Below are 20,154 nucleotides of genomic sequence, written 5' to 3'. Positions count from 1 at the left end.
GGCTCATATTGCAGGTCTGATTCACGCTTCGTTCCCCCGATTTGGACAGCTCTATGCCTGCGGCTCGCAAGACAGATTCGCTTCTTGATTCAACTAGCGGCGCAGCTGAGTCGAGTTACTCCGCCAAAGACATTCAGGTTCTTGAAGGGCTTGAGCCCGTGCGGTTGCGCCCGGGTATGTATATTGGCGGAACCGATGACCGCGCGCTGCACCACCTGTTCGCCGAGGTTATCGACAATTCCATGGATGAAGCTGTAGCTGGCCATGCCTCGCGCATCGAAGTCCATCTGGACGCAGACGGCTATCTATCCGTAACTGATAATGGTCGCGGCATCCCGATCGATAAACATCCGAAATATAAAGATAAATCTGCACTAGAAGTCATTATGACGGAGCTGCATTCCGGTGGCAAATTTAGCGACGGTGCCTATGAGACATCGGGCGGCCTTCACGGTGTTGGCGTGTCCGTCGTCAACGCGCTGTCCGATTTCCTCGAAGTTGAAGTCGCGAAAAGCAAACAGCTTTACCGGATGCGGTTTCAGCGCGGTAAGGCGATGGGCAAGCTCGAAAAGCTCGGCGCGATCAATAATCGTCGCGGCACCACCGTGCGCTTCCACCCCGACCCTGAGATTTTTGGCAAGACCGCCGCCTTCCGCGCCGCGCGCCTGTTCCAGATGGCGCGGGCAAAAGCCTATCTGCAGCCAGGCGTCGAGATACGTTGGTCCTGCGACCCGGCCAAGATTAAAGAGGGCAGCCCGACCCCGACCGAGGCCGTCTTTCACTTTCCGGATGGGCTGAAGGACTATCTAACCGAGACCATCGGCAGCAAACCGACCCTGACAGAAATTTTCTCCGGTCGCTCCAAAAAGGATAGCGGTCATGGTCGCGTTGAATGGGCGGTCACGTGGAGCCCGGCGGGCTATGGGGAAGCAGACAGCTTTGTTCGCTCATACTGCAATACTGTGCCGACCCTTGGCGGCGGAACGCATGAGCAAGGCTTCCGCGCCGCGATTACAAAAGGCCTCCGTGCCCATGCGGAGCTGACGGGCATGGGTAAGAAGATGAGCCACGTCACGCCAGACGATGTGATGTTTGGCGCCGGTGCGCTCGTCTCTGCCTTCATTAAACAACCGGAATTTCAGGGACAAACCAAAGACCGACTGTCCAATACGGAAGCGTCGCGCATTGTCGAAAGCGCCGTGCGCGATCCGTTCGATCATTTCCTCGCCTCGCGTCCCAACGAAGCGCAAAAGCTCTTAGAATGGGCGATTGAGCGCGCCGATGAGCGGCTGCGCCGCCGCAAAGCGCGGGACGTGAAGCGTAAAAGCGCGACCAAGAAACTACGCCTTCCGGGCAAACTCGCCGATTGCTCCCAACGGGGCAGTGAAGACACGGAACTCTTCATCGTGGAAGGCGACTCTGCGGGCGGTTCCGCCAAACAGGCCCGCAATCGCAAGACGCAAGCCATCCTGCCGCTTAAGGGTAAAATCCTGAATGTGGAGAGCGCGACCAACGAGAAGATCCTGCGCAATGCGGAGATCAGCGATCTCTGCACAGCGCTCGGTGTCGGTCTCGGTAAGAAGTTCGACCTCGACGATTTACGTTATGAACGCGTCATCATCATGACTGACGCGGATGTGGACGGCGCACATATCGCCGCCCTACTGATCACATTCTTCTTCCGCCTCACACCGGGCCTGATCGAAGCGGGCCGCCTCTATATGGCGATGCCGCCGCTTTATAAGATGAGCGCGGGCGGAAAGACCGTCTATGCGCTGGATGATCTGCAACGCGCGGAGCTGATGGAGACCGAGTTCAAAGGTCGTACAAAAGTTGACATTGGTCGCTTTAAAGGCCTCGGTGAAATGAACCCTGCCCAACTCAAGGTCACGACCATGGACCCGACGACCCGCACCCTCGCTCGCGTCGTCATCGACGAGGCGGATACGGTCACGACAGAATCGCTTATCAACACGTTGATGGGCAAGAAGGCGGAACTTCGCTTCGAATATATTCAAGAACACGCGCAGTTTGTGGATGCGGTCGAGGTCTAAATGCGGCGTTCCTGCTTAGCCGCCGCCCTATTGTCGCTAACCACGGCCTGCGCAACGCTCGACCCTGAATCCACGCCTGAACCCTCATCTTGCGATGTCGAATTCATGGTTCTCGGCATTGGTCAGGATGGCGGCGCGCCGCAAATCGACCGCCACGCAGATCCCGCTTGGGCCGATCCCGATCAGAGACTTTTTGCCGCTTCAGGCGTTCTGATGGATCGCCAGGATGGATCGCGGTTTCTGTTCGAAGCCACACCAGATATTCGCGCGCAACTCTATCTGCTGGAACAAGAAGCAGGTCCGGCCAAAGCGGACATGCCGATCGGATTGTCTGGCGTCTTTCTCACCCATGCCCATATCGGTCACTATGCGGGTCTGATGTTTGCCGGCCATGAGTCCGCAGGCGCTAACAGATTACCCGTCTATGCCATGCCGCGAATGGCGGAGTATTTGTCTGCGAATGGCCCGTGGGACCAGATGGTTCGTTATGACAATATCGAGATTGAACCGCTGCAAGATGGCAGCGCAGTCCAACTCAGAGACAAGCTGTCAGTCACGCCCCACCGCGTGCCGCACCGCGACGAATATTCTGAAACTGTCGGATATGTCATCGACGGACCGTCGCGCAGTATTCTCTTCCTGCCCGATATTGATGATTGGGACCGCTGGGAAATGGAACACGGAAAACGCATTGAAGACATGATCGCGGCGGTCGACGTGGCCTATCTGGACGCGACCTTTTTCGATAATAATGAGCTGCCCGGTCGCGATATGTCTGCGATCCCACATCCGCGATTGTCAAACTCGATGGAGCGGTTTTCAACCCTCCCCGTAAGCGAGCAACGCAAAGTGCGGTTCTTTCATCTCAACCATACGAACCCAGTGCGGCTGGCAGGTTCTGAGGCGCGTAAGTCCGTCCACAGGATGGGATTCCACATTGCCGAGCGCGGCGAACGGGTCTGCCTCGATTAAGGACGATAAACGCGCTTCATCAATTGCGAAAGCAAGGGACGCGGCAGGAATTTTGCCGCCATGACCGCGGCACGGTTTGATGCGCCCGGTACGCGGAGCGCTTTGCCCGAACAATAGAAGCGGAACAAATCCCCTGCGACCGTGTCTACATCGGCGAGAGCGCCCTGCAATTTAGACAGCGCCTCGATTTCAGTCATTTCTGTCTTGATTCCGCCGGGCGCAAACACACCAACGTTGACCCGACCCGCCCATTCTGCGCGCAGAGCCAAGCCGAAATTCTGAATGAAGGCTTTCGTGCCTGAATAGACGGCTTGATAGGGCAGCGCGACCAGACCTGCGAGCGAGCCAACAAGGACAAGCCGTCCGCCATTTAGCGGTTCGGCCAAGGCGCGCGCCAACCGCACATTCGCCATGATATTGGTGTCCACCATCGCGGCATCAGATATGTCTGCACCATCTAGAAACCGCTCAACCGCCGTGACACCAGCATTCAACACCGCACCGTCTAATGAACCGACGGAGGCACAAAACGCGGCAATCGCATCCGCATTCATCAAATCGAGCACGCGCGGCTCTATGCCCGTATGTGCGTCTGCGAGGTCGCGCAAACGATCCTCACGCCGCGCCGTGGCGATAACCTGCGCGCCCTCACTGGCCAGCTTCACTGCCAACGCACGCCCCAGCCCCGAGCTTGCGCCCGTCACGAGGATGCGTTGATCAGCGAGTGGTTTCACAGAGCTAGAGCTGCGGATTGACCAGGAATTTTTCGCCGGTCTTCTTCGCATTATAGCGTGCGACGATGTCAGCATTGAGCGCATCGGCGAGGCTGATTTCATCCGTATAGGTGCTGGCGAAAGTAGTGGTCAGCTCATTCGCCACCCGTTGGCGTAGACGGATCGCTGTTTCCATGCCGGCCTTGGCGAGGAAGTTTGGCAGCAGCCAGCCGCCGACACCCCAAGCCATACCATAGCCACGCGTCAGCATCGTTGGTGACGGATCAAGCGAGCCGTAGAGATAGACTTGTTTGTGATGGATCGAGCCATAGATTGAATAAGCCCCTGGCGTACGCGCTGCAGCGCCTTCCATCGCGGTCAGAATATCGGAAGCGAGACGTCCGCCGCCTGTGGCGTCAAAGGCGAGCGTTGCGCCGGTTTCATGGACGGCGTCGATCAACTGCGGGATGAAATCATCGTCGGACGAATTGATCACATGGGTCGCGCCAATGCTTTTCAGCAGAGCCACCTGTTCGTCCTTGCGGACGATATTGACCAACGGCACGCCGTCGGCCTTACATATCTTAACCAGCATTTGACCGAGATTAGACGCCGCCGCCGTATGCACGATCGCCGTATGGCCTTCATTGCGCATCGTTTCTGGAAAGCAAAGAGCCGTGAGCGGATTGACGAAGGAAGACGCACCGTCGCGCGCCGTATTGCCCTCATTGATCGGAAGAACCTGCATCACTGGAACGACACGGTATTGAGTGTACATACCGCCGCCCATAGCTGCGACTGTACGACCCATCAGGGATTGTGCTGCATCGCTATCGCCCGCCGCAACAACCGTACCTGCGCCCTCATTGCCAATCGGCAGCGCTTGGCCAAGACGACCTTTCATCATGCGCATGCCCATAGGCGGTATAGGCGCGACGAGCGCACCGTCCTCATTGCTGGCCTTGGACATATCGGAGTAGCCAAACATGACGCCGTGATCGGACGGATTGATCGGCGCAGCCTCAACCCGGATCAGAACCTGATCGGATTTAGGCACAGGCATGGGTTTTTCGACCATTTCCATACGTAATTGACCGTCTTCTGTGACGGTTGAGATCAGGGTCTTGTAGGTTTTAGGCAGGCTCATGGGGGCTCCTTAGGGGCTCTTTTAAACTATTCAGCCTTGCGCCTAGCGGTTTGCGAGCCTCGCCTCTACCCTTGTCCTGCGCATTGCCAGCGGTCATGGATGAGTTGTGAGCCTAAAATCCTACATCGTCCCCCGCATAGCGGAACGGATATTGAGCCCGGCGCGGGTCACGCGAAATCGCGCCCGCTTCGAAGCCAAACGGCAGGGCCGCCCACAAATTGAAGCCTTTCTCGACCCCAGCGATCCCTACTCGCAACTCTTGAGCGCTGTTTTGCCACAGCTAGAAGCGCGGTATGATATCGACCTCATCACCCATAGTGTCAGCCCACCTGATGATGGGGCCGCGCCGGAACGAGACGCCCTCGCCGCTTATGCCACCATCGATGCGCTGCGCTTGGCAAGCCGAGCCGAAATTGAGGCCGATCTAACCCCGCACTCCGCCGCAACTGGTACAGAAGCCGCAGACGCGCGCTTACGCGAATTGGGTCACTATCAGGGCGGAATGATCCACTATGGCGGTGAATGGTATTGGGGCTTAGACCGCCTGCACTATCTTGAAGATCGGTTGGCAGGCATTGGAGTACGCCGCGACGGCGCGCCTAAGGCTCCGATATTCGCTCCACCTGTAACGCCGAGTGGGTCGGGGCAGTCCGGTCAGGTTCTGCACTGGTATCTCTCGTTCCGCTCGCCTTACACGGCCATCGTCGCATCGCGCGTGGCAGAGCTGGCCAAAGCCTATGATGCTGAGCTTCGTCTACGTTTCGTTCTGCCGATGGTGATGCGCAGCCTGCCCGTCCCGAAACAGAAGCGGCAATATATTGTTCAAGACACGGCCCGTGAAGCCGACCGACTCGGCATTTTGTTCGGTCGCGTCAGTGATCCCGTCGGACGTCCAGTGGAACGCGGTTATTCGGTTCTGAACTGGGCTATCGAGCAGGGTCGCGGTCTCGAGTTCACGCGCTCATTCCTACGAATGGTTTGGGCAGAAGGGATCGACGCCGGAAGTGACCGCGGATTGAAACGTATTGTCGAAGCGGCGGACATCGACTGGACGGACGCCAAAGCGCAACTCGATAATAACACTTGGCGTACCGTTGCCGAATCCAACCGGCAGGACATGACGTCCCACGGCGTTTGGGGCGTCCCCAGCTTTCGCGTTGGCGACGTCGTGACTTGGGGGCAAGATCGGCTTTGGGTAGTCGAGAAGGCTCTCCGAAACGATTTCTAGTTGTGATCGGATCACGGAAAGGCTTGACATAAAGTATAAAGCTGTAATTCATACTTTATGAATTACAAACTGCGAATGCGTGACCTTGAAAAGGCCTGCGACCTTCCAGCCAGTGCGATACGCTTCTATCTAAAGATGGGACTTCTACCCGAGCCACATCGGCCCACGCCCAACTCCGCGCTCTACGGACACGATCATATTGATGCTCTGAAAGCGCTAAAACGCATTAAGGCTCTGGCCCCCGAACTACCCCTCATACAGTTAAAACGTGTTCTGGAGTTAGTTGATCAAGGCGTCGAACCGGAAGTCGCCCTGTCTCTTCATCGTGCGGTCGCACAAGGCGGATCGATCTCAAACCACACACTCACGCTTAGCGAGTTAGCCAGAGCCGCAGACGTAGAGCCCGATCTTGTAGAGCGCTTAATCGACGCCAGCATTCTTGTCCCACTACAGTCGGGCGCCGACCGACTATTCAATGAGGTGGACTTACAGGTCGTTCGCGGTCTCGCATCGGTCATATCGATAGTTCCGAACGGCGTGGCGGCACTATCAGATGTCGCGGATTTACTTCGCAGGGCCTCCGCACGCGAGATGGAAATCCGCAATACAGTCTCATCTGGCCTAAGTCCGGATCAAGCCGCCCTGATTAGCCATCAAATGCAGGAGTGGGGTAATTTCTGGCACGCTTACCTGTTTGCACGGCTCCGTCTGCAAGACATTGCCCGGCACGGACTTGGCGAGACTCTTAAAGACAGCGCCAAGACTGAGGAGAGTTAGACATGTTAAGAACCACCCTAAGAACCACAGCGTTGACGACTACTCTCTACCTCTTGGCAAGTAGCCTCGCGGTTGCGGCCGACTGCGACCGAATTGGAAACGATGCAGTTGAAATTGGTCAAATAATTGCGGCAGGAGACACGAAGTCGGCCGTCAAACAAGCCGAAAAACTTGCGGAGCGCGAAGTCGATTGCGTCGAAGCACAACTCCTTCTCGCGACCACTCTGAATGCCCGCCTCGATATGGTCGGCGGCCTCAAGGCCCTATCAGTGTCGAAAAAATACCGCCGCGCTATTGCGGCGGCGCTCGACATTGACCCAGACAATGTTGACGCCCGAACGGAAGAAATCGGGTACCTCATCGCTGCGCCAAGCATTGCCGGTGGTAGCCGCGAAAAGGCTGCCGTCCGGATTGCGGAATTACGGACTATTGATCCACTCGCCGCCGCGCAAATGCAGCTGTCATTGTCGCGTTCTGGCAATGATCCGGACGCCGTCATTTCCAGCTTACAAACTCTCGTAAACATGGCCCACAGCGATTACGGGCCCCGATCAGAGCTAGCCCGTCGCCTCATCCTAGCAGGCCGAACGGATGAGGCTGACCGAGAGCTTTCAAGTTGGGCACCGGATCTATCTCCTGACGCTTGGGTCGTCCTTGAACATCAATATCTGCGCGCAGCAACACGTGTTTATGGGGGCTTTGAACTCGACATAGCCGAAGCTTTGCTACGTCAGTTTATTGAAGCCCGTGGCCATCTCGACCATCCGAGGTTGCCGTCGATTGCGAAAGCCAATGCTCTCATAGGCAGCACATATGAGGGTCGTGGCGATTTCGACAAAGCGAGCGACGCGTACCAAGCCACACTTCGCGATGATCCAGACAATCGGCGCGCGCAGGATGGTCTTGCCCGGATCAGCGAAAGAAGAGGAGAATAGAATGACAGGTCGAAAACTGATTTTTCGGAATACTGTCATGTTCGTGACGGCGCTCGGCCTTTGGACGACGTGGCTGCCAATGATGCGGACACTGTCCGGGCAGAATTCTTACGCTTGGGGAAACGAATATTTCAATACCATGTATCGCGGCGTTGGATGGAGCGGGGACTATCTGTTTCTAATTTATCAGGCCGCGTTGGGCGTCACGATCTTATGGATGGGATTTCGAAATCCGCGCGCGCCTTTTAAAGCGCTCCTCGTAATTTGGCATGCCATACCTTTTGCAAACGCGCTCTATCTGCCTTTCATCGCTGGGCAGAAAATTATCTTTCACGGCGATACAGGCGGGATCCGCTGGGACTTAACTTGGATTGCGCCCCTCGTCACCGGCATCACATTCTTTGGAGTTATCAGTTGGATCATTTACGATAGAAGGACGGGGAGCCCGCAAGACCAAACCCCAGCATGGACCAAAACAAATACACGCCTAGTCATATTGTTTGCCCTTTACCTCGTTGGGGTCACGATACTGGAATGGACCGGGCCAACTCACGGTGCGACAGACGTGATTGCAGTTCCGCTGAATATTCTCGCACCAACCTTAATCGCTCTCATGTTCTATCCTTGGAAAAAGAAGCGGGTGTCGACGTCCGACTGACATCAATGTTTCAATCCATTAGAAATGGCCGATCCATGATTGTCAGAGTAGAACATGCTAGCTAGCGTTCCCTGAACTACTCAAACGGGGAACATAATGACAAACCTTCAGAAGCTTGCGCTGGTGCCGCCCTTCCTACTCGGCCTTGTCATGTCAGCGATGGCCTTGTTCGCCCCTACGAAAATTGCGGAGGTCCTTGGCGGTGTTACTGCGACAGGCCCGGTCGGCGCAGCCACATTACACGCTGATTTTACAGCCTATTTCACAGTCTTCACGATCGGTGTGGGCGCGGCTTTGTTCGCGGGTAAGCGGACCTGGCTGTGGGCTCCGCTCGGCCTATTCGGCATCACAGGCATTGTGCGGGTCATTCATGGACTGATGTCAGGCTTCGGCGTAGGCGCGGCACAGCCTATCCTGATCGAGATCGTGACTTGCGGCCTGATCCTGTTCGCTATGCGGAGTTCCAAATCGACCTAATCACCCGTGACGTCGTGGCCATAGAGCCAGTCTAGCCGACCCCGGACAATTGACGGCCCGATCTGGCCCGCCAACCACATCGGACCATATGCCATAAGCTGAGCTGGTAGCGTCCGCTTGTGGAAAGTCTTGGCATTGGCGCGGGAGCCTGCTTGGACGCGCGATGTTCGCGGTAAGCGCTGCGCTTGGTAGGCCTTTAAAGACTCTAAAACAGGCCGATCTGGATCGCTGATTGCCTCTGCCAGCACCCACGCATCCTCGACCGCCATAGCCGCGCCTTGAGCCAAGAAGGGCAACATCGGATGTGCCGCATCGCCGAGCAGTGCCACGCGTCCGTCGGTCCAACACGAAAGCGGCGGACGATCATAAAGCGCCCAGCGGAACAGCGCGTCGTCGGAAACAGCTTCAATCAATCGCATGATCGTCGGGTGCCAGCCCGCGAAATCCGATAACGCCTCTGCCTGACTGCCTTGCTCTGACCAGCCCTCCGCAACGAGCTCATCACGTTCAACCACGCCCACGAAATTCGCCATGTTCCCACGCCGCAATTGGTAGGTGACGGCGTGACGCCCCGGCCCCATCCAGACACAAGCCGTGCGCTCCGGCGCAGCATCGCCCAACGCCTCCATTGGCACAGTCGCGCGCCACGCCACATTGCCCGTAAAGACAGGTTGATCCGGTCCCAGCAGCCAGCCTCGCACTGTCGAATGGATTCCGTCCGCCCCAATTAAAACATCGCCGGTTTCGGTCGATCCATCGCTGAGCGTGATGGTGACAGCGGCGGCGTCCTGATTAATCTTGGTGACGGCTTCGCCCAGCCTGACTTGCACAGAGGGTGCGGTCGGCAGGCTCTCGAACAATGCGGCAATATAATCCGCGCGGTGGATGTGCAGATAAGGCGCACCCCAGCTTTTACGGCTCTCTGCCGCGAGTGGCACCGTAAATACCTCTCGACCGCTTCTCCCCATTCGGGCTTGGATAGCGGCCGGTTCAACGGCATCGCGAGCGATACGGTCTTGGAGGCCGAGCGCGGCGAAAACCTTCATCGCATTGGGCGGTATCTGAATACCCGCACCCACCTCGCCAAAGGCGTCTGCTTGTTCCAGCACAATGACCTCATGTCCAAAATGCGCGCAGCACAGCGCGGCTGTCAGACCGCCAATACCGCCGCCAACGATCAGAACTTTCATATGTCGGCGGCCATGCACGCGCGTCCCGTGTCAGGATCCTGACGGCATTGATAAACCCGCACATAGTCCACAACCATTTCGGCCGGGAACGTAGAGGCATCGATACCGCCTTCATTCGCACCTTCTGGCCAAGCGCCGCCAACCGCAAAATTTAACATGACATAGAAGTCTTGGTTAAATGGCGCATTCGGGTCGTCCGATTTAGATACAGTATCGGTGAACCACTGGTCCGAACTCACGCTATAAAACCGCTCCCCATCGACAAACCAGTCGATACGGCCCTCGCCCCATTCCACAGCATAGATATGGAACTGATCGCGCGGTATACCCGCCTGTCCGGCCTGCGCCGCCAGCGGGCGACGTTTATCAACATAGCGATTATTGGGAGAACGCTGACCGAAATGAATGGCACCAGAAGATCGGTTCTCTTGAGACGTGCCTACGCAATCATCACAGCGAGCACCTAGATTGACGGCTTCCATAATATCGATTTCGCCCGAAAGCGGCCATCCTCCATAGACGGAAGATTGCGGCATCATCCAGAAAGCGGGCCAAGCACCCTGCCCAGTCGGTAGCTTTATCCGACCTTCAATCCGACCATAGGTCCAAGAAGCGAGGTCGCGCGTGCGCACTTTTCCAGACGTATAGGGCTGCCTGACCGTCTCCCCCGGATAGTCGGGATGCTCCATATGCACACTAGGTCCGGAATGCTCACCTGGAACGGCTTTGAGGCGCAGATAGCCGTCTTCCACTCTGACATTCTCTAGGCGATCCACATAACACTGACGTTCCTGATTGCCGCCGCCCCAGCAGGACACTTCCGGCGCCCATTTAGTCCGGTCGAGTGTATTGCCGTCAAATTCATCTGCCCAAACCAAAGCCCAGTCTCTGTCATTGAGACTGTCATCAGCACTACTAGGTCTGTCCGCTGGCCCCGCATCGAGCGTTATGCATCCGCTGAGTGAAAGGATGATGGATAGCGCGGCCAGATAGATGATGGCTCTCATGCGGATCTCTCTCAAACGACGCGCCTGAATAGCACGGGCCTTATCCCTTTAATGCACCACCCAGCACGTCGGACAAGGCTTCGATATAGATTGCGAATGCCTTCCGTCCGGCCGCGGTCATCCGGATCGTCGTGAGAGGTTTGCGACCCACAATCGATTTGTCGATTTTGATGTAGCCGGCCTCTTCAAGCTTGCGCATTTGGATCGAAAGATTTCCTGAGGTCACGCTCAGAGCCGTTTTCAACTCGGTAAAAGACGCAGCTTCGGCATTGGCTAGAAAAGCCATGACCCCAAGACGCAGCCGCCCGTGGATAATGTCGCTGATTTTGTCGATCCCGTGGTCAGACATAGAGGTTATGGTTTTGATGTCCTCTGCTGGGTTGAGCGCAAGATAAGAAATCCGGGTAGAGCCATCCAAGCGAACAATGCCAAACCGAGCACCAGGATATAGTCGAGTGTTTGGTCGACCAAAACACCCAAACCCATAGCCGACACAAACCAGCCAATGGCTGTCACGCCGTACCAAAAGTGACGACGTAATATGGCCGTTGCAAACCAGATCGCGCCCTGAAGCGCACAAACAACCACGGGAAACAACAGCCAAATCGACCAGTCACGCTTCTGGTAGGCGACCCAGCCAAAAATCAGCGCCAATATCAAATTGGCGATTCCTGCCCCTGTAAACGCCGCACCCACGGCCCGTTTGGTCGTTCCTGATCCATATGGATCGGCCCGGTTCTTCCAAGAATTGTGGCTGATTACGATTATGAACAGGACGGTCGGACCCCAACCGACCGCCATCCAAATAAGGGGCGACACCTCGGTCGCTGAGACCATAAGCGCCCAGTTCGCAAAACATTGAAGACCATAGAGGACTCCTGCGAACATGTAGATGAGTCCAAAATCACGACTGTGAGATCCGTCATCTTCAACGAGTGCCCGCATAAAGGCGAGGTCTGCTTCAGCCGTTTTTGGATCAAGGGTCATACTGGCTGCTCCGTGATTTTGCGCTTTTTACGGGTCCGTTTTCGCCCGTTCAGTAATCCGCCAACGAAGGTGTAACGCACGAGGAGTTCGTAACTCACCAACATCAAGGGAATCGAGAGTCCCAATATTGTGACGTATTTCAGCTCAGCTGGCCATGCCCATTTCGATACCCAGATCTGCAGCGCCATGACGATCGGAAGATGGATTATGTAGAGCCAATATGAGGCATCCGCTACGTATCGGCGAACCGGGCTCTCCTTCGACCAGATCTTCATACATAGTCCGGTCAAACCAAAGGTCCAAAGCCAGACAGAGAGTGCATAAGCGACCGGGTAAAGCTGCTGCGCTTCTTCAGGCAGAGGCTGATAATAGGAGATGGTCGTCCCCACCACCGATAGGCAATAGCCACTCAGCGCTACAGCACCGATGAGGAAAACCGGCCAAAGCTTCGTTGCCCTGCTTAGATGCTGGGGGTCTCTCTGCATCAACCAGCCAAGCCAGAAGGCGCCGCCATAGGCGATGACCGTTGCCCGGACCGGAACGAAACCATAATCCGGCGTCGGGATCCCAAAGAAAGGATGCCAGTTCGGATGGTTCATAAGCGCGAGAGCTGTCGGCATCGCCATTAAGAGCGGCAAGAGGCCAATCGGCGCAACCCACCGCAGCACAGTGTCGCTGAGTTTTCCCAACCCACTTTTCATCCGCAAGAGGGACAGAAGGCCACGACCCGCCAACATAGCACCGTATAAAAGGAGTAAGACATACAGGAACCATAAGTGTGTCAGCGGAAGTGTCTTGAGTGTCAGCGGCGGAGGGGCTGGCGGATTTTCTGGCATTGATCCGCCATTGGCCATGATCATGCCCCAGATAGAGAGAGCGATAATGCAGGCCATGATCATCGGCCAGAACACGATCAACGGAACTCCGATCCGTTGCAATCGGTCACGCAAAAATGCCCCCGTTCCCAAACGAAAGGTCTGCATACGACCGAAATACCCGGCCAGCACGAAGAAGATCGTCATCCGAAAAATGTGCAAGACATAAGCCCCGCCACTCACGCTGGCGGAGCGCTGAACATCCATCACCAACCACAATTGATCCCCGGGCAAAAAGGAAAAAGCGGCGTGGAAAAAGACACCTAAAAGAAGCGCCCCGCCACGCAGGGCATCCAAGCCATGCAAACGAGCTGATGAAACATAAGACATAACTGCCCCTCCAAATTGAAGAGGCGTCATAACCAAAGTAGTTTATATTGTAAACTTGTTTATGTTTCAGCTGCTAATTTAGACTCACGCATGCCCAAACATCGTAGTGAGACAAAATCTCAGCACCCTGCCGATCTTGCGAAACACGAAACCGGAACAACCAGATCGCGCCCACGAAGAACAACGGAACAAGATTCCAATTTATCTGAGGATTTGGAGAATGGCGCACTGGGGAGGATTCGAACCCCCGACCCCTAGATTCGTAGTCTAGTGCTCTATCCAACTGAGCTACCAGTGCATCCGACCCTGACGTGCAGGGCTTGAAGTGGGGGGCATTAAGCGGCTCGCTTGCGCGCTGCAAGGGGTTTTCGCCTCAATCCTGCAGCTTTCGCACATAGTACCGCACGGATAGGCCGTCAGCGTAATCGGCGTCGCCGAGCGGCGTGAAGCCTATATTGAGATGGAAAGTGTGGCTTCCCGGATTATTAGGGGCGGTATTGACCTCGCAAGCGAGATGGATGTGGCCAGCCTGGCGTGCAAAATTCTCCAGATCGCTATAGAGTGCTCGGCCGGCGCCGCGCCCTTGTGCGCTTTCACCGACAATGATGCGATCTATATAAAGGTAGCGATCAAGGTGAGCGGATAACCATTCGACATGTTTATGGCGATAATCGGAGCCGCCGTCATAGGCGAACATGGCCGCCTCACCTTCATATAACTGACGGGCATAATCTGAGCGATTTTGCAATTCGGACAGGTCGCCCTCATCCAATGGCGAAAGCCAATGAACGAAGCGCGCATTACTGCGCAGGATGGCCGGGTAGTGCCGAGGTTTAATCTCTGCCGGCGTCATCGCGCTGCCAGCACGCCTCGCGTCAAAGCTCGCGCAACAGCGCGAGCAGCCGCAGCCCCCAGCCAGGACAGATCTGCCGGGCCATCGACGGAACGGTCGCCGACAGAAAGCGCAAAGAGCGTGTCGCCATCGAGCGGCGTATGCGAAGGCTGTACTGACAGAGCGAGCCCGTCCTGGGCCATAATCGCGAGACGCTTAAGATCCGACGGCGAAAGAGCCGCATCTGTAACGACTGCACCGATGACCGTATTCTGTCCCGGTGCCGCGAAGCGGGCTAGTTTCGTATCCGTCGGGGCGCCCCAACGATAATCTATAGGGGGCTGCGTACCGCCAAACTCTTCATCTTGTTCATATATCCACGCCTGCGGTACGTCCGTACCCGGCAAATAGGGCGATCCAACGGGATTCGCCGCGATCAAGGCACAGATAGTCGTTCCATCAACGACCTCAGTAGCAATGCCAAAACCGCCCGGATGTAGGCCCGCTGTCGCGCCATATCCTGCCCCAATACGACCTTCGGCCGTATCCTGTGACAGAGATTCGAGCGCTGTCTGCCCTAGTGACCGGTAAGGCGGTGTCCGTCCCCAACTCTTGTCTCCGCCATTGGCGTTATCGAATAGAATAGCAGACGGGACGATTGGCGACACGGGAATAGGTGGTGGACCAGCGACGAAACCAACGCCTTTTGCGCCTAATTCGGCACACACAGCATCGGCTGCGGCAAGACCATAGACTGACCCGCCTGATAGAACGATGGCGTGAACGCGATCGACAAGTCCGCCAAGCGCCAGTGTGTCGGTTTCTCGGGTTCCGGGACCTCCGCCCCGAACATCGACGGCACAGAGCGACGGCGCATCCGGAACGATAACGGTGACACCCGTGCGAACGGTCTCATCATGGGCGTGTCCGATCCGCAGACCGGATATAGGCAGTATCGTGTGTGTCGCGGTCGTCATTCATGCGGTGTAAGCGCGCAGTCGCTTGCGCGCAACGCGGTCTAACCTTGACTCTTCATGTCAGAATTTTCACAAAAGAAGCGTTCGTCTCTTTTTCTCGTCTCCTTTCGAAGAATGGAACCGAACATGAGGCGGCGGGATGGCACTCCCGCCGCTTCGCTTTTTCAGACCTTAGACGTTCCGGTGACTAGCTTGCTTTGTGCAAACCAGAGATCCGATCATTATCGAGGTCCTTCACAAATCCGTTGAGAATCTGTTTTGTGCAGCGTTTCTTATTCACTGTCCGGCCGAGACTGCGCGGAATATCTTTTTTGCATGCGACGTCCGCTTTGCGCGCCATCGCCTTGTACATTTCGGCTGCAGCTTCATCGGTATCCATTTCGTCCATAACGTAGGTAAACGTCACTTTTTCGCCGTAAGAGCGAGCGCTGACTTCAACAGTCGTAGCCGCTGCTTGGGCCGCGATTGGCACAACAGCCAAGCTGAGGGCTGCAGCAAGCGCAAACGCACTACGGGATAAAGTTTTCTGGGTATTAATGCGGGACATAGGGTCTCCTTTTCTCGTCTCCACGTGGCATCAGGATCGTGGCACCGTCCCTGATGTCTGCCCTATGATTACGACGACAACCGTCGTTAAGCAATAAAAGATTTATTGAAAAACGATAATGTTTGCGTGATCTCCTTTTATTGCGGAGGCAAAGTCTTGATTCGCTTCTAAAATCTTCTAAATGTCTTCGGCTTGCATTGGTGTCCGTTGGACACTTGCTCTGCCAATTCACCGTCCGAGAGACCCGATTATGCAGAAATATCCGATGACACCTGAGGGCCACGCCGCACTGGAAGTGGAACTAAAGCATCTCAAATCAACAGAACGTCCGGAAATAATCCAAGCGATCTCTGTCGCGCGCGATCACGGTGATCTGTCTGAGAACGCGGAATACCATGCCGCCAAAGAAAAGCAGGGCTTCATTGAAGGCCGTATTCAAGAACTCGAGCTAAAGCTCTCCTTGGCTCAAGTCATCGACACGTCAAACCTGAAGGGTGATCGGGTGACATTCGGGGCCGTCGTCAAAATCGTCAACGAAGATACGGATGAAGAGTCTGCCTACCAGATTGTGGGCGAAGACGAGGCCAACGTAAAAAACGGCAAGATTTCCAACACCAGCCCGATTGCACGCGCCATGATTGGCAAGGAAGTCGGTGATCCATTCGAGGTTGTCGCGCCCGGCGGTGCCAAAGGCTACGAAATCCTCGATATCAGTTACCCGAAAGCTGGATAAACTCTGAGCATGCGAATCCTCGTCGTCACTGATGGTCGGCGCGGGATCGAGAATCAGGCGCTGGGGTTGGCGGAAGCCATCGCTAGGCTGGCTCAGGATCATTGCGAAGTCGCGACCCATACACTGTCGCACAATTCGGTTTTCGCCGCCCTACCGCCATCGCTACAGCTTGCTCTGACCCGGGACTTCGGATTACCGGAAGCCGATCTTGTTATCGGATGTGGGCGGCAGGCAATTGCACCGCTGATCGCGTTGCGCCGTAGCGGCCGCCCCGCTTTCACAACTTTCATTCAAGACCCCCGGACGGATCCATCGCGCTTTGACCTGGTCATTGCGCCGGAACATGATGAGTTAAGCGACCCTTGTGTCGAAACCATGATCGGGTCGCCCAACCGTATTACGCGGGACCGGATTATCACGGGCACGCTGGTCGAGACTGACCATCTCAAACGCCTGCCAATGCCGCGCGCCCTGTTTGCAATCGGTGGACCTAGCCAGACCCACGCTATGGGCACTGAGATCATCCAAACCCATCTGAGCGCCGCAAAAACTCTAAGGGATCGGGGTTACAACCTTCTGATCACAACATCGCGCCGCACGCCGGATACGGCCCGCGTGGCTTGGGAAAAGTTCGCGAGCGACGACGCTTCTACTTGGCTTCACACGCCTGATAGCGCGGGGGCGAACCCGTATTTCGCCTTTCTCGGTGCCGCCGACGTCTTGTTTGTGACGGAAGACAGCACCAATATGCTGACGGAAGCCTGCGCGACAGGGAAACCTGTCTACCGGCTACCCATGGACGGCAAGCCCGGCAAATTCCAGCAACTCTATGATGCGCTTGGGGCGCGGTGCGGGGTCAAACGATGGGACAACAAGCTCGACATTGAGCCCTATCCAGCCCTGGACGAAACCAGTCGGATTGCAGAAAAAGTCCTAGAACGAATGCGCTAGCGCCTATTCACAACCCACAGCATCTTCGCCGGCCCGCCGGGTCCAGTCGATGGCGTTGCTCAAGAGTTGACGATGCTCGGTTGCCTTAAAACTCTCAATCGTATGACCCAGTGCGCTGGCGACGACACGACCGCCATCTGGTAGGCAGCGCGCCCAAATAATCGCATGGTCTTCCGGCTGATCGCCCATGCGCAAATCTTCGACCCCATAGACCGTGTTGCGCGGATCATAGGTCGTCTCGTCCAGACCCGCGAGTGTAACGAAACGATCATCTGGAACACCATCAAACGAATACCATTCATCCGTCGCGGAAAACCGATCGGGCAAACCCGCCATCACGGGGTGACCCGTATTCAGAACGACAATGTCGGCGGCCTGAAACTGTGGCGCCATCGGGTGCGAGATAAAGTGTGGGCCGACCATCTCGTCCTGATAGAATGACCAGTCGCTCTGGCTGGCATCGATGCTGCCATGGATCAAGATGACCGCGCCATCATCGGCCAGCCATGCTTCAAAAGCGGCTTTTTGATCCGCGCTCAATGAGTCGCCCGTCGCACTGTTGAAAACAATGAGATCAAAGCGAGACAATGTCTCTGCATTGAATATTTCTGAGTGCTGTGTCGTAAAATAACCGAGACCTTTGTCTCCAGCGATTTCCATGAGCGCAACGTTGCCCCCGGCAATCCCCTCTTCGTGACGCCACCCAGCCGTGTCTGAATAGATCAGCATGGCAGGTTGCGGCATATGCTCCGTCGGGATGGGCGCTGGCTTAGAAACCATTGGGGCAGAGCTTACGCTTGTGGCACATCCCATCAGCAGGAGCGTGGCGATTAGAAGGGTCGGATTGAATGGGCGCATACCATACCCTACCCAAAACCCCCTTGGTCACGCAACCACTCACAGGAAGGTGACAGCTCAACCCTGCCCTGCGCTTGCGACGCCTCGCTGCGCACCCTATTTCAAACCTTCATCAACGTAAGGCCCTTTCCATGAGCGACACCGTTCATCATCCCGTCCTGATCATCGGCTCTGGTCCCGCAGGCTATACGGCAGCCGTCTATGCGGCTCGTGCTCTACTGAAACCGGCGATTGTCGCGGGTCTTCAGCCTGGTGGTCAATTGACCATCACGACGGATGTCGAGAACTATCCAGGGTTCCCTGAGATTCTGGGCCCTGAGCTGATGGAGAAATTCAAAGAGCATGCGCTGAAATTTGGCACCGAATTTTATGAAGATATGATCGTCGATGTCGATTTTTCGTCCCGACCATTCAAGGCGATCGGGGATGGCGGCAAGGTCTACACAGCCGACTCGATTATCATTGCAACAGGCGCCCAAGCTAAGTGGCTTGGCTTGGAATCGGAACAAACCTTTGGCGGGTTTGGCGTTTCGGCCTGCGCCACTTGCGATGGGTTTTTCTATCGCGGCAAAGAAGTCGTCGTCGTCGGTGGCGGGAATACAGCCGTCGAAGAAGCGCTCTATCTCTCTGGACTGGCAAGCAAAGTCACACTGGTTCATCGCCGCGATAGCCTTCGCGCCGAGAAAATCTTGCAGGAACGTCTCTTTAACAAGGCCAATGTCGAAATCCTTTGGAATCACACGCTGGAAGAGATTGTCGGCGACACGAAGCCTATGCCCAACGTCACCGGTGCGCGGATTAAGAATGTTGAAACTGGTGAAGAGCGGATTTTATCAACGCATGGCGTATTCATCGCCATCGGCCACAAACCCGCGACCGAAGTTTTCAAAGGTCATGTCGAGATGAATGAAGGCGGCTACATCATTAGCGCGCCCGATAGCACACGGACCAATGTGCCAGGCGTTTTCGCGGCTGGCGATGTGTCCGATGAAACCTATCGGCAGGCTGTAACGGCAGCAGGTCTAGGCTGTATGGCTGCGCTGGAAGCCGAACGCTGGCTCGCAACCGAAGAGGCACTTGGAACAGAAGCCGCGACCGACAATGTCAGTCAGGAGATGGCGAATGACCTTGAGATGAAAGCTAAGGACATCGAAACGCTTAGCGCGGCGATCCAGCCAGTTGAGTAGGTCTACGAATTGCGACACTGATGGCGTAGGCGAGCATGACGATCCAGCCGACGCCAACGGCAGGGCCAAGTAGCCCACCATAAGCCGACGGGACTATGAGTCCCGGAATCACCAAAACTGATGCCAGCACGGTCAACGCGCCGAGAACGTTCCAGACGATCCCGCGTCGCGTCGCAATAAAGAGGCCCGCCCCCATCACACTCGCGGCTAAGGCGGCGAACTTGATTGTCACGGGAATCCAGAGATAATGAAGGCCTGGAAACAAGGTGCCTCCATCGGCCATTTCTTCAGTAAGTGACAATAAAGTTCCTGTTTCTATAAGATCAGCGACGCTCGCTATGACAGCCAAGATGGCGATCCATGCCCAAATTTTTGACACACTCCGCATCGCAGCAATACCAAAGAACACGCCGAAGAGCCCGTAAACTGTCATAAACAAGAAATCCCAGCGATTGCCCGCATCCATCATAGTAATTCGACGCGCCCGATCCGGATCGTCAACCAAACCGAAAATGTCTGTTAAATCTTTCGGAACCCTCGCAAATTCAAAGGCATAAACCACGCCGCCATAACCACTCACATCGCTAGCAGAGTCGCTCGGAAACATCGGAAAGATCGCCAAAGCGACAATGATCGTCGCCATGCCCAACAGAGCACAGACGATCCAGAAGGTACGGGGAGCCATTGACACTTTCCGTTAGCTAGAATTTCGTTAGGAG

At 55.9% G+C, this 20,154-nt stretch carries 22 protein-coding genes and 1 tRNA gene; 10 read left to right on the top strand and 13 right to left on the bottom strand.

The features are described from left to right. Positions 1-53: 53 nt before the first annotated feature. Together parE and QQL54_RS02815 are read left to right on the top strand one after the other, a co-directional pair. The gene (parE, locus tag QQL54_RS02820; protein ID WP_284387314.1) at positions 54-2,054 is read left to right on the top strand and encodes a DNA topoisomerase IV subunit B; all 2,001 of its coding nucleotides are present in this window, start codon (positions 54-56) and stop codon (positions 2,052-2,054) included. Next, positions 2,055-3,026 (top strand): MBL fold metallo-hydrolase, encoded by a 972-nt coding sequence (locus QQL54_RS02815; protein WP_284387312.1) that lies wholly within the window; start codon positions 2,055-2,057, stop codon positions 3,024-3,026. It abuts the gene before it with no gap. On the opposite strand, the gene QQL54_RS02810 is transcribed toward QQL54_RS02815, so the two are convergent. Further along, complete coding sequence (locus QQL54_RS02810) at positions 3,023-3,760, bottom strand: SDR family NAD(P)-dependent oxidoreductase (RefSeq protein ID WP_284387310.1); 738 nt, start codon at positions 3,758-3,760, stop codon at positions 3,023-3,025. The genes QQL54_RS02815 and QQL54_RS02810 overlap by 4 nt on opposite strands. A gap of 4 nt (positions 3,761-3,764) precedes the next feature. Further along, positions 3,765-4,886, bottom strand: a complete 1,122-nt coding sequence (locus QQL54_RS02805; RefSeq protein WP_284387308.1) for a zinc-binding dehydrogenase — start codon at positions 4,884-4,886, stop codon at positions 3,765-3,767. A gap of 106 nt (positions 4,887-4,992) precedes the next feature. On the opposite strand from QQL54_RS02805, the gene QQL54_RS02800 reads away from it, so the two are divergent. From QQL54_RS02800 to QQL54_RS02780, 5 genes are all read left to right on the top strand, one after another. Beyond that, a complete protein-coding gene (locus QQL54_RS02800; RefSeq protein WP_284387306.1) occupies positions 4,993-6,114 on the top strand; it encodes a DsbA family protein in 1,122 nt (373 codons plus the stop codon). A 75-nt stretch (positions 6,115-6,189) separates the two neighbouring features. Further along, positions 6,190-6,891, top strand: coding sequence for a MerR family transcriptional regulator (locus QQL54_RS02795; RefSeq protein ID WP_284387304.1), 702 nt, complete (start codon positions 6,190-6,192; stop codon positions 6,889-6,891). Between the two features lie 2 nt (positions 6,892-6,893). Beyond that, positions 6,894-7,826, top strand: coding sequence for a tetratricopeptide repeat protein (locus tag QQL54_RS02790; protein ID WP_284387302.1), 933 nt, complete (start codon positions 6,894-6,896; stop codon positions 7,824-7,826). Position 7,827: 1 nt separating this feature from the next. After that, the gene (locus QQL54_RS02785) at positions 7,828-8,484 is read left to right on the top strand and encodes a hypothetical protein (RefSeq protein WP_284387299.1); all 657 of its coding nucleotides are present in this window, start codon (positions 7,828-7,830) and stop codon (positions 8,482-8,484) included. A gap of 96 nt (positions 8,485-8,580) precedes the next feature. Then, positions 8,581-8,961 carry a hypothetical protein gene (locus QQL54_RS02780; RefSeq protein ID WP_284387297.1) on the top strand — a complete coding sequence of 127 codons (381 nt, stop codon included), beginning with the start codon at positions 8,581-8,583 and terminating at the stop codon, positions 8,959-8,961. On the opposite strand, the gene QQL54_RS02775 is transcribed toward QQL54_RS02780, so the two are convergent. From QQL54_RS02775 to QQL54_RS02735, 9 genes are all read right to left on the bottom strand, one after another. Continuing rightward, complete coding sequence (locus tag QQL54_RS02775; protein WP_284387295.1) at positions 8,958-10,151, bottom strand: FAD-dependent monooxygenase; 1,194 nt, start codon at positions 10,149-10,151, stop codon at positions 8,958-8,960. The two genes, QQL54_RS02780 and QQL54_RS02775, sit on opposite strands and share 4 nt — an antisense overlap. After that, on the bottom strand, positions 10,148-11,158 hold the full coding sequence (locus QQL54_RS02770) for a glycoside hydrolase family 16 protein (RefSeq protein WP_284387293.1): 1,011 nt from the start codon (positions 11,156-11,158) through the stop codon (positions 10,148-10,150). The genes QQL54_RS02775 and QQL54_RS02770 overlap by 4 nt, the downstream gene beginning before the upstream one ends. Before the next feature lie 40 nt (positions 11,159-11,198). Then, entirely contained in the window at positions 11,199-11,507 is a 309-nt protein-coding gene (locus tag QQL54_RS02765) for a winged helix-turn-helix domain-containing protein (RefSeq protein WP_284387287.1), read from the bottom strand. Positions 11,508-11,512: 5 nt separating this feature from the next. Continuing rightward, positions 11,513-12,145, bottom strand: a complete 633-nt coding sequence (locus QQL54_RS02760; protein WP_284387286.1) for a hypothetical protein — start codon at positions 12,143-12,145, stop codon at positions 11,513-11,515. Further along, entirely contained in the window at positions 12,142-13,350 is a 1,209-nt protein-coding gene (locus QQL54_RS02755) for an acyltransferase family protein (protein WP_284387285.1), read from the bottom strand. The genes QQL54_RS02760 and QQL54_RS02755 overlap by 4 nt, the downstream gene beginning before the upstream one ends. Positions 13,351-13,571: 221 nt before the next feature. Then, a tRNA-Arg gene (locus QQL54_RS02750) sits at positions 13,572-13,648 on the bottom strand. Between the two features lie 75 nt (positions 13,649-13,723). Continuing rightward, positions 13,724-14,203, bottom strand: a complete 480-nt coding sequence (locus tag QQL54_RS02745) for a GNAT family N-acetyltransferase (protein ID WP_284387284.1) — start codon at positions 14,201-14,203, stop codon at positions 13,724-13,726. Further along, the gene (locus QQL54_RS02740) at positions 14,200-15,159 is read right to left on the bottom strand and encodes a P1 family peptidase (RefSeq protein ID WP_284387283.1); all 960 of its coding nucleotides are present in this window, start codon (positions 15,157-15,159) and stop codon (positions 14,200-14,202) included. The genes QQL54_RS02745 and QQL54_RS02740 overlap by 4 nt, the downstream gene beginning before the upstream one ends. Before the next feature lie 187 nt (positions 15,160-15,346). Further along, positions 15,347-15,706, bottom strand: a complete 360-nt coding sequence (locus QQL54_RS02735) for a hypothetical protein (RefSeq protein WP_284387282.1) — start codon at positions 15,704-15,706, stop codon at positions 15,347-15,349. A gap of 250 nt (positions 15,707-15,956) precedes the next feature. Here QQL54_RS02735 and greA point away from each other — a divergent pair, with 250 nt between their 5' ends. Together greA and QQL54_RS02725 are read left to right on the top strand one after the other, a co-directional pair. After that, complete coding sequence (greA, locus tag QQL54_RS02730) at positions 15,957-16,439, top strand: transcription elongation factor GreA (protein ID WP_284387280.1); 483 nt, start codon at positions 15,957-15,959, stop codon at positions 16,437-16,439. A gap of 9 nt (positions 16,440-16,448) precedes the next feature. After that, positions 16,449-17,390 carry a mitochondrial fission ELM1 family protein gene (locus QQL54_RS02725; protein ID WP_284387278.1) on the top strand — a complete coding sequence of 314 codons (942 nt, stop codon included), beginning with the start codon at positions 16,449-16,451 and terminating at the stop codon, positions 17,388-17,390. 3 nt (positions 17,391-17,393) lie between these two features. On the opposite strand, the gene QQL54_RS02720 is transcribed toward QQL54_RS02725, so the two are convergent. Next, a complete protein-coding gene (locus QQL54_RS02720) occupies positions 17,394-18,248 on the bottom strand; it encodes a ThuA domain-containing protein (protein WP_284387275.1) in 855 nt (284 codons plus the stop codon). Positions 18,249-18,379: 131 nt separating this feature from the next. On the opposite strand from QQL54_RS02720, the gene trxB reads away from it, so the two are divergent. Further along, positions 18,380-19,435 carry a thioredoxin-disulfide reductase gene (trxB, locus tag QQL54_RS02715; RefSeq protein WP_284387253.1) on the top strand — a complete coding sequence of 352 codons (1,056 nt, stop codon included), beginning with the start codon at positions 18,380-18,382 and terminating at the stop codon, positions 19,433-19,435. Here trxB and QQL54_RS02710 read toward each other — a convergent pair. Further along, a complete protein-coding gene (locus tag QQL54_RS02710; RefSeq protein WP_284387251.1) occupies positions 19,407-20,120 on the bottom strand; it encodes a hypothetical protein in 714 nt (237 codons plus the stop codon). The genes trxB and QQL54_RS02710 overlap by 29 nt on opposite strands. Positions 20,121-20,154 lie beyond the last annotated feature (34 nt).

The organism is Algimonas ampicilliniresistens, from assembly GCF_030159955.1.
GTDB lineage: Bacteria > Pseudomonadota > Alphaproteobacteria > Caulobacterales > Maricaulaceae > Litorimonas > Litorimonas ampicilliniresistens.
This window is presented reverse-complemented; position numbering and strand designations above follow the sequence as displayed.